At 44.5% G+C, this 8,550-nt stretch carries 6 protein-coding genes; all 6 read right to left on the bottom strand.

Annotation, left to right across the window (positions count from 1 at the left end; genetic code table 11):
• Positions 1-275 precede the first annotated feature (275 nt).
• Entirely contained in the window at positions 276-1,592 is a 1,317-nt protein-coding gene (locus JMY08_RS12805) for an iron-containing alcohol dehydrogenase (RefSeq protein WP_201593631.1), read from the bottom strand.
• A 212-nt stretch (positions 1,593-1,804) separates the two neighbouring features.
• Positions 1,805-3,469: an ABC transporter ATP-binding protein gene (locus JMY08_RS12800; RefSeq protein ID WP_201593632.1), complete on the bottom strand. Its 1,665-nt coding sequence runs from the start codon at positions 3,467-3,469 to the stop codon at positions 1,805-1,807.
• Positions 3,470-3,476: 7 nt separating this feature from the next.
• Positions 3,477-4,508 (bottom strand): ABC transporter permease, encoded by a 1,032-nt coding sequence (locus JMY08_RS12795; protein WP_413540218.1) that lies wholly within the window; start codon positions 4,506-4,508, stop codon positions 3,477-3,479.
• A gap of 50 nt (positions 4,509-4,558) precedes the next feature.
• Entirely contained in the window at positions 4,559-5,629 is a 1,071-nt protein-coding gene (locus JMY08_RS12790) for a microcin C ABC transporter permease YejB (protein WP_201593630.1), read from the bottom strand.
• A gap of 107 nt (positions 5,630-5,736) precedes the next feature.
• Entirely contained in the window at positions 5,737-6,516 is a 780-nt protein-coding gene (gloB, locus tag JMY08_RS12785) for a hydroxyacylglutathione hydrolase (protein ID WP_201593629.1), read from the bottom strand.
• Between the two features lie 93 nt (positions 6,517-6,609).
• Positions 6,610-8,442 (bottom strand): extracellular solute-binding protein, encoded by a 1,833-nt coding sequence (locus JMY08_RS12780; protein ID WP_201593628.1) that lies wholly within the window; start codon positions 8,440-8,442, stop codon positions 6,610-6,612.
• Positions 8,443-8,550 lie beyond the last annotated feature (108 nt).

Genomic DNA, 8,550 nt, shown 5'->3' with positions numbered 1-8,550 from the left:
TAACACCATTAGAAACAGAGAGACGCTATTTTAACAAAAACCTCTTATCAGGTGTCCTAAATTAGTTGACCACTACAGTAATATACGATTCATAACTATCTCCTAAAAGGATTTCATTTAACTATCATAACCTCTAGGTCTCACCGAAGTATTCCTATATTGTTATATATATATGTACAGCACGTCCAATTATTTTTCAAAAAAAAGTCTACTACCTTATGGTAATAGACTTTTTTTAATTTATCAGTCAATGATTATAAGCAGACTACAATAGTCTATGCTGCTTTATCGCTACTTTTATTTTCACCAGCACGACCTTCACTGGCTTGCATAATCTTGGTCAAGATTTCCTTGATACCAGACGCTGGCATATAAGTCGGAACTGCATAAGTATCGCTGACTTCTTTTGCAGCGGCTTTAGCAATACTGTCAAAATCACTAGTTTTCATGCCTTTAACCGTTGGATCAATGTTTAAACTTTTGATCAACTCTCGTACTTGGGCAATTAAGTTATCTGCTATCGCACCGTTGCCACTGCTGGCTTGACCATGTTTGACCATGCCTGTCTTCTTTGCCAATGCTGCCAGTCGTTTTTCACTCGCTTTACGATTTAGATCCAGCACATAAGGCAAAACGATGGCATTCGCGCGACCATGAGGAATACTATAATATGCCCCTAATTGGTGAGCAATAGCATGAACATAACCTAGGCCTGCTTTGTTAAAGGCAATACCACCGTAGTGAGCGGCGATACCCATCTCTTCTCGTGCTTTTAGATCGCCGCCATCTTTATAGGCCAGCGGTAGATAGTGCATGACTGATTTGACAGCTGAGGCCGCATAGTAATCAGTTTCTACACTTGCATTTACGCTCATCCATGCTTCGAGCGCGTGTGTCAACACATCGATACCAGTATCCGCTGTGATGTGCGCGGGCATACCTTTCATAATAACCGGGTCTATAGCTGCAGCTAATGGCACCATTCTTGGGTCGATAGACAAGGCTTTTTGATGGGTTTTATCGTCTGATACCACTGCACCAAGCGTTGCCTCTGAGCCTGTACCTGCGGTAGTAGGAATGCAATACAATGGCATAGAGGGTTTTCTTGCTTTGAGAATACCGATAAGTTGTCTAGGTTTACAGTTATTACCTTGCGACATTGCAATCATCTTAGCCGCGTCAATGACTGAACCGCCACCGATGGCCAGTATCGAGTCACACTTAGCGTCAACTGATTTGCGTAGTCCTTCTTCGACGACCTTAAAAGTAGGGTCTGGCGTGATACCATCATAGAGCTGGTAGCTGATGCTTTTACTATCTAAATAATCGGTGACTTTGGCAGGTATACCAAGCTTATTTAACACTGCATCAGTGACGATAAATACATTGGTACTGCCTTCGTTAATGAGCATATCACATATCTCATCACAGGCAGTCTCACCAACGAATAGCATTGGTCTTCTTATCGGTATCACATAAGAAAAGGCCTTTAGCACTTTGGCACGCGTTTTGGCAACCGCCAAGTAACCAGCGTGCTGTAATGGATTGTTATTTACTAATTTAGAAAGACTGCTTTGCTTTTTACTGGGCATAAAAAATCCTTTTTTAATAATGCTCTAATGGCAATGATGACCATTTTGACCCGCTAATAATAAGCGATGCCAAAATAGGTAAATATATGGGTCACGAAAATATATCGATAGAGCAAACGAGTGTCTAAACTTATTGTACCACTGCATTTTTTAGGATGTCGCTATTATTATGAACTGGTATGTTCTGATTTTTGAGCCGTTTTTAGTTCCTGTTAAGTGGTACTCGCTTTTAATAACTGCTGAGCATATGGATGCTGTGGGTCATTAAATATATTTTCGGTGTGACCATACTCCACGCATGTGCCTTCTTTTAATACCATAATGTGCTGACACAGTGCACGTACTACTTTTAAATCATGACTGATAAAAACATAGCTGATTTGCAGCTTCTCTTGGATTTCACGTAGCAAGCTGACCACTGTTACCTGCGTGGTACTGTCCAGCGCCGAAGTAGGCTCATCTAATATGAGCAGGCTCGGCTTCATAATCAATGCGCGCGCCAATGCCACGCGTTGACGTTGTCCACCTGACAGCTCATGCGGATAACGCTGTACAAAATCCGCCGGCAAATGCACAGTAGCCAGACTCTCCATGACCGCCTGCTGGCGCGCGACCTTGTCCACGCCTTGTACCAATAGCCCTTCTTCAATAATTTGCATAACTGTCATGCGCGGATTGATACTGGCAAATGGGTCTTGAAACACCATCTGAATCTGTGAGCGGAACTTACGCAGCTCGCTCTTGGACAATGCTGAGAGGTCTTGCCCATTGACGACTATCTGCCCATTCACACGTGCTTGGTTGCTCAGTAATTGACTGAGTGCGAGTGCGATGGTGGTTTTTCCAGAGCCAGACTCACCGACGATGCCCAACGCCTGTCCTTTTTGTAACGTCATATCGACATTTTTTACCGCATCAAACCAGCGTTTTGTACCACCGAATAGGCTTTTTTCAATCGGGAACTGTACTTTTAGATTATTCACTTCTAGTACGCTTGATTGCTTATCTGCATTATCATCGACTAAAGTTAAGGCTTGACCAAAGTCTTGCTGAATAAGCGTACGGGTATAGTCGGCTTTAGGCTGACTAAATACCGCTGATGTTTGCCCCTGTTCAATCGTTTTTCCTTGGCGCATGACGACGACTTCATCACTGTAACGCCTGACTAAATTAAGATCATGACTGATTAATATCATCGCCATATTATGCTGGCGCTTAAGATCATCTAATAGTGCCAAAATCTCGTGCTGCAAAGTGACATCAAGCGCAGTAGTCGGCTCATCGGCAATTAAGATATCAGGCTGCTGAGCTAATGCCATGGCAATCATTACTCGCTGACGCTGACCACCTGATAGCTCATGTGGATAACGGTTCAACTTGTCAGCAGGATCCGTAATATTGACATCATCTAGCAAAGCGATACTGGTTGCTCGCCATTGCTTTTTTGGCACGCCGCTTAGACGCAGTGATTCGGCGATTTGTTTGGCGACCGTATGTAATGGATTCAATGCGGTCATCGGTTCTTGAAACACCATGCCAATACGCTGCCCACGAATAGGTCGTAGTGCAGCATTACGCCCTTTGTCATTGGCTATCGGTAATGTAGACATGCCTGCTGTGCCTGCCAGCTGAACCGCACCCGTGATAGTTAAACTATCTGGTAGTAGACCTAATAGCGCAAGACTGGCAATCGATTTGCCAGATCCTGACTCACCAACGATGGCCAAGGTTTGCCCTTGCCGCAGCTCATAAGATAACTCGTCGACCAGTTGGACGCCTGTAGCCGTCCTGATACTTAGCTTATCTACTGTCAACATGAGCTTACTTTGTACACGGTCGAGCTTTTCATTCGACGTGCTATTTTTTTTATTAATCATGGTCATATCAAGAGCGCCTCGGATCAAACGCATCACGCAGCGCTTCGCCTACAAAGATGAGCAATGACAAGATAAAGGTCAAACTAAAGAAGCCTGACAAAGCCAGCCAAGGCGCATCGAGGTTGTTTTTCCCTTGCACCATCAGCTCACCTAGAGACGGCGAACCGGGCGGTAATCCATATCCCAAAAAGTCCAGCGCGGTCAGAGCAATAATATTGGCCGTTAAGATAAACGGTAGTTGCGACAAGCTTGACGCTAAGGCATTGGGCAAGATATGTCTTAGCATAATCTGACTGTCCGACACCCCAAGATTGCGCGCGGCTCGCACATAGTCAAAGTTGCGGGCGCGCAAGAACTCTGCCCGCACCAAACCAACCAGACCCATCCAGCCAAATAACAGCATTAACCCAAATAACATCGTAATACTGGGGCTGAATAAGCTAACCAAAATAATAATCATAAACAGTTGAGGCATACCGCCCCACACTTCCATGAAGCGCTGCCCTGCTAGATCCACCCAGCCACCATAATAGCCTTGTATTGCACCGACGATAATACCAATTAATGCGCCCGCGAGCGTCAGTGCCAGACCAAACAATAACGATACCCGCATACCATAAAGTATCCGCGCCAGCACATCACGCCCCATGTCATCAGTGCCAAGCCAATTCTGAGCGTTTGGTGCTGCTGGATAAGGCAGACCCAACTCAACATTCGGCGTCTGATCGGCAAACGGAATAAGCGGCATAATATAAAAGCCCTGCTCATCAATCAGCGTTTGCACCGCAGGATCTTTGTAATTGGTTTCGGTCTCGAACACACCGCCAAACGTCGTTTCAGGATAGGCTTTTAATACAGGAAAGTAATAGTCGCCTTGATATTGCACTAGCAGCGGCTTGTCATTGGCAATGACATTGGCCGCCATACAAATGACAAATATCACCGCAAAAACAAACAGTGATATCACCCCAAGCCTATTTTGACGAAAGCGGTTTAGGCGTGCCTGCCAGATAGGGTTCAGCCGACGTTTTTTTGGCATAGAGACAGGAGATGCAGATGAAGGCGTTGAAGGTAATGGATGACTTGACATTAGCGCCCCTCAAAATCAATACGAGGATCGATTAAGTGATAACTCAAATCACTGATTAACTGCAATAGCAGTCCCACTAACGTGAAGATAAATAGCGTGCCGAATATCACTGGATAATCGCGCTGTTGAATGGCTTCGAAACCTAACAGTCCCAAACCATCAAGCTTAAAGATAATCTCGATCAAAAAGTTACCCGCAAAGAAAATCCCAACGATAGCAGCTGGAATACCGGCGATGATAATTAACATGGCATTGCGAAACACATGCCCATACAACACTTGCCGCTCTCCTAAACCTTTGGCACGAGCGGTGAGCACGTATTGCTTGCCCAACTCTTCTAAAAAACTGAATTTGGTTAGATAGGTCAAGCCAGCAAACCCACCAACCGTACTTGCCAACAGTGGTAATGCCAAGTGCCAAAAGTAATCTTTCACTTTACCAAGGGTGCTTAATTGGTCAAAGTTTTCGGACGTTAGCCCCTGTAGCGGAAAAATATTCCAGTAGCTCCCACCAGCAAAGAACACCAGCAGTATGACGGCAAATACAAAGACGGGTATCGCATGTCCGATAGCAAGCAGCATGGCAGTGACTTTATCAATCCCCGAGCCATGATGCATGGCTTTATAGACTCCAAGCGGAATGGCTATCATATAAATCAGCAGCGTGCTCCAAAGCCCAAGCGAGATTGAGACTGGTAGCTTTTCTATGATGAGATCAGTCACCGATTGGCCTTTAAAAAACGACTCACCAAAATCCAGTTGGGCATAGTTTTTTAGCATAAGCCAAAATCGCTCGGGGGCAGATTTATCAAAGCCATATTGGGCATTGATCGCAGCAACCATCTCCTCAGAGAGACCACGCGTCCCTTGATAAGTGCTGTCATTACCACCTGCACTGCCCGCGCCAATATTACCACCGAGCGCATTGTCTTTTGCACCTTGCTCGATAAGCGCCAATTGCTGCTCAACAGGCCCTCCAGGTGCCGCTTGCACAATCACAAAATTCGCCAGCAATATCAAAAATAGCGTCGGTAATATCAACAGTAATCTTTTTAAGATATAACGACCCATAATGGCAGCTTCCTAAAATAAACAAATATCGGAACAGAAAAATGAGCAGCTAACACTTAGTTAAAAAGCAATGATCTAAAAAACAGCTATCAAAGATGCATGAGGCTTTAAAAGTTGTTTTTCAGCTCACGTAGCGCCGCAAATACCGTCAAAGACTTGTCATCATCGATAGTCACTTTAGATTTAACTCCTGCTATCACGCTCGGTTCTTGTGTGCGTAAAAATACATTTATTGCACGCTCATGCTCTAGGGTCACTGGTAATGTCGGCACACCTTGTACGGTTTGCGCCTCTGCTTGCGCCAATGCTTGCTGCATCGCTTCGTTGTCAGGCTCAATAGATAGCCCAAAACGTAGATTGCTGGCTGTGTACTCGTGCGCAGGATATAGCAATGTCTCGGCAGGCAGTTCATTTAAACGTTTAAAGCTATCATGCAACTGCTCAATCGTACCAGTAAAAACACGCCCACAACCGCCACTGAATAAAGTATCCCCACAGAAGCAATGTTTTTGCCCATCGATATCCAAGATATAAGCCATATGGCTGGCGGTATGTCCTGATATATCCCAAACTTGTGCAGAGCAGCCCCACGCACTGACTGTACTACCGTCTTTTATCGTTTGATCTTCATCAACTGTATGTTCACTATGTGCGACTAAATGCGTCATCGGGTAGGATTCTTGCAACTCTGCGACGCCCCCAGTATGATCGTGGTGATGATGAGTCGTCCAAATCGAGGTAAGTTCTAACTGGTTGTCTTCTAGATAGCCAACGACAGGTTCAGCTTGACCGGGATCAATGACAATCGCTTGCTTATTGTTTTCATTGATTAATGTCCAAATATAGTTGTCGCTAAATGCTTTAATTGGGTGAATACGGATACTCATATTAAGTCCTTACAGATGATTGTCTTTATTGCAAATATCTTTTATTCATTCTTTTAACATCAAATAAAACTTCAAGATTAAGCGTCATATCATTTATTGTTTTAAATACTGATTGACGCGTGCTTCTGCTTCTTTATCAACCCACCAGTAGTCAATACCGACGGCATTGGTTGGCAGTTTTTTAGTATGACGATATTGATCCCAATAGGCGACATTGGTGCCAGATTTACCATATAGCGGCACTAAATAATGCCCTACGCGTAGCAAACGATCAAGTACCTGAGTATACAACACAATCTCTTCACGATTTTCAGCGCCGCCCAGCGCTGCTACCACTTCGTCGATAGCGGCGTTTTTTATACCAATCGTATTATGATTGCCAGGCTCATCGGCAGCAGCGCTGCCCCAAAATGCTGCTTGCTCAGCACCAGGAGACAGACTTTGGGCAAATACATCGACAACCATATCATAATCGAAACGTCGCATACGCTCATAATATTGTGGCCCATCGACTTGGCGCAAAGTCGCATCAAATCCCAGACGTTTTAGATTACGAATATAAGGCAGCAATACACGGCCCATGGTCTCGCCTGTCATCAAAATCTCAATCTGAGCAAGCGATCCATTAGGTTGATACAGTTTCATATCGTTATAATAAAACCCAGCATCTAACAAAAGTTGCCGCGCTTTTAGTAACCCTTCACGGTTAAAGCCGTTACCATCACTGGTGAGCAGCTGCCATTCTGCTAATACGGCTTTACGTTGAATCGGCTCAAGCTTAGACAATAAAGGCGTTAATACCTGCATTTCTTGACTAGACGGCGTACCCGTTGCCGCCAGCTCTGAGCCATGAAAAAAGCTCTGCAAGCGCTCATACTGCCCATGAAATAAGGTTTTATTCATCCATTCAAAGTCATAAGCGGCGGTCAGTGCTTGACGAACTCTAATGTCCTGAAAGATTGGGCGGCGCATATTCATGACCAAGGCTTGCATCGGTACTGGGTTTTGACTGGTGATCGTTTCTTTATTAATGAGACCCGCTTTTACTGCTGGAAAATTATAACCCGTTGCCCAATTAGAGGCTTTGTTCTCAGGGCGGAAGCGATATTGACCAGACTTGAAACCTTCAAAAGCAATCTCATCGCTTTGATAGTAGACAAACTTAATCATATCAAAGTTATAACGACCACGGTTGACCATCAGATCACGTCCCCAATAATTGGGATCACGTACATAGCTCACCGAACGCCCTGCATCGACCCGACCTAGCTTATAAGGCCCACTACCCATCAATGGCGTTAAGCTTATCTTTTCAAAATCAGCATCGATAGAGGATTTGGCAAAGATAGGAAACTGTCCAACCGTCAGTAAGATTTCTTTGTTTTCAGTAGAAGCAAAGACAAATTTGACTTGCTGATCATCAATGACTTGAATGTCTTTGATATCACTTAGATAACTGCGAATGTACATCGGGCCTTTATTCAATATCGCCTCATAAGTCGCTTTGACATCGCGACTGGTCACTGGCGATCCATCCCAAAAACGGGCAGCAGGATTGAGATGATATACAATCCAACTGGTGTCATCAGGATCATACGTTACCTTGCTTGCCAACTGCGGATACATCGTAAAAGCTTCATTTAGTGAGCCTGTCATCAAAGTATCATAAAGGTAATCGGTACCAATCATCGCCACGCCCGTGGTCATCCATTTATTGGCAGCATTAAAGGTGCCACGCGCATCGAGCGAGAGCGTACCCCCTGTCGGCGCGTTTGGATTGGCATAAGGCATATAAGGCGCGTTGACATATTCAGCAGTGCTGTTATGTGCAAGCGCAGTAATGGTAATTGGTGTCGCCATACTGGCTGGTATCCAACTCGCCATTGCCACTAATAAGACAGTTTTTAGCATGGTATTTTTTATCATAATGAAGTTATAACAAACCCCTCTGCTAAACCAAATGGATGTATAGAGAATTTACCTAATGACTGAAAACTCATCGCAGCTTAAATAAGAAGCAAACAAAAATATAAG

The sequence above is a fragment of the Psychrobacter sp. Pi2-51 genome (genome assembly GCF_904846665.1).
In the GTDB taxonomy this organism is placed as follows: domain Bacteria; phylum Pseudomonadota; class Gammaproteobacteria; order Pseudomonadales; family Moraxellaceae; genus Psychrobacter; species Psychrobacter glaciei.
The sequence above is the reverse complement of the archived record's forward strand: the minus strand, read 5'-3'. Positions and strand labels throughout refer to the sequence as shown.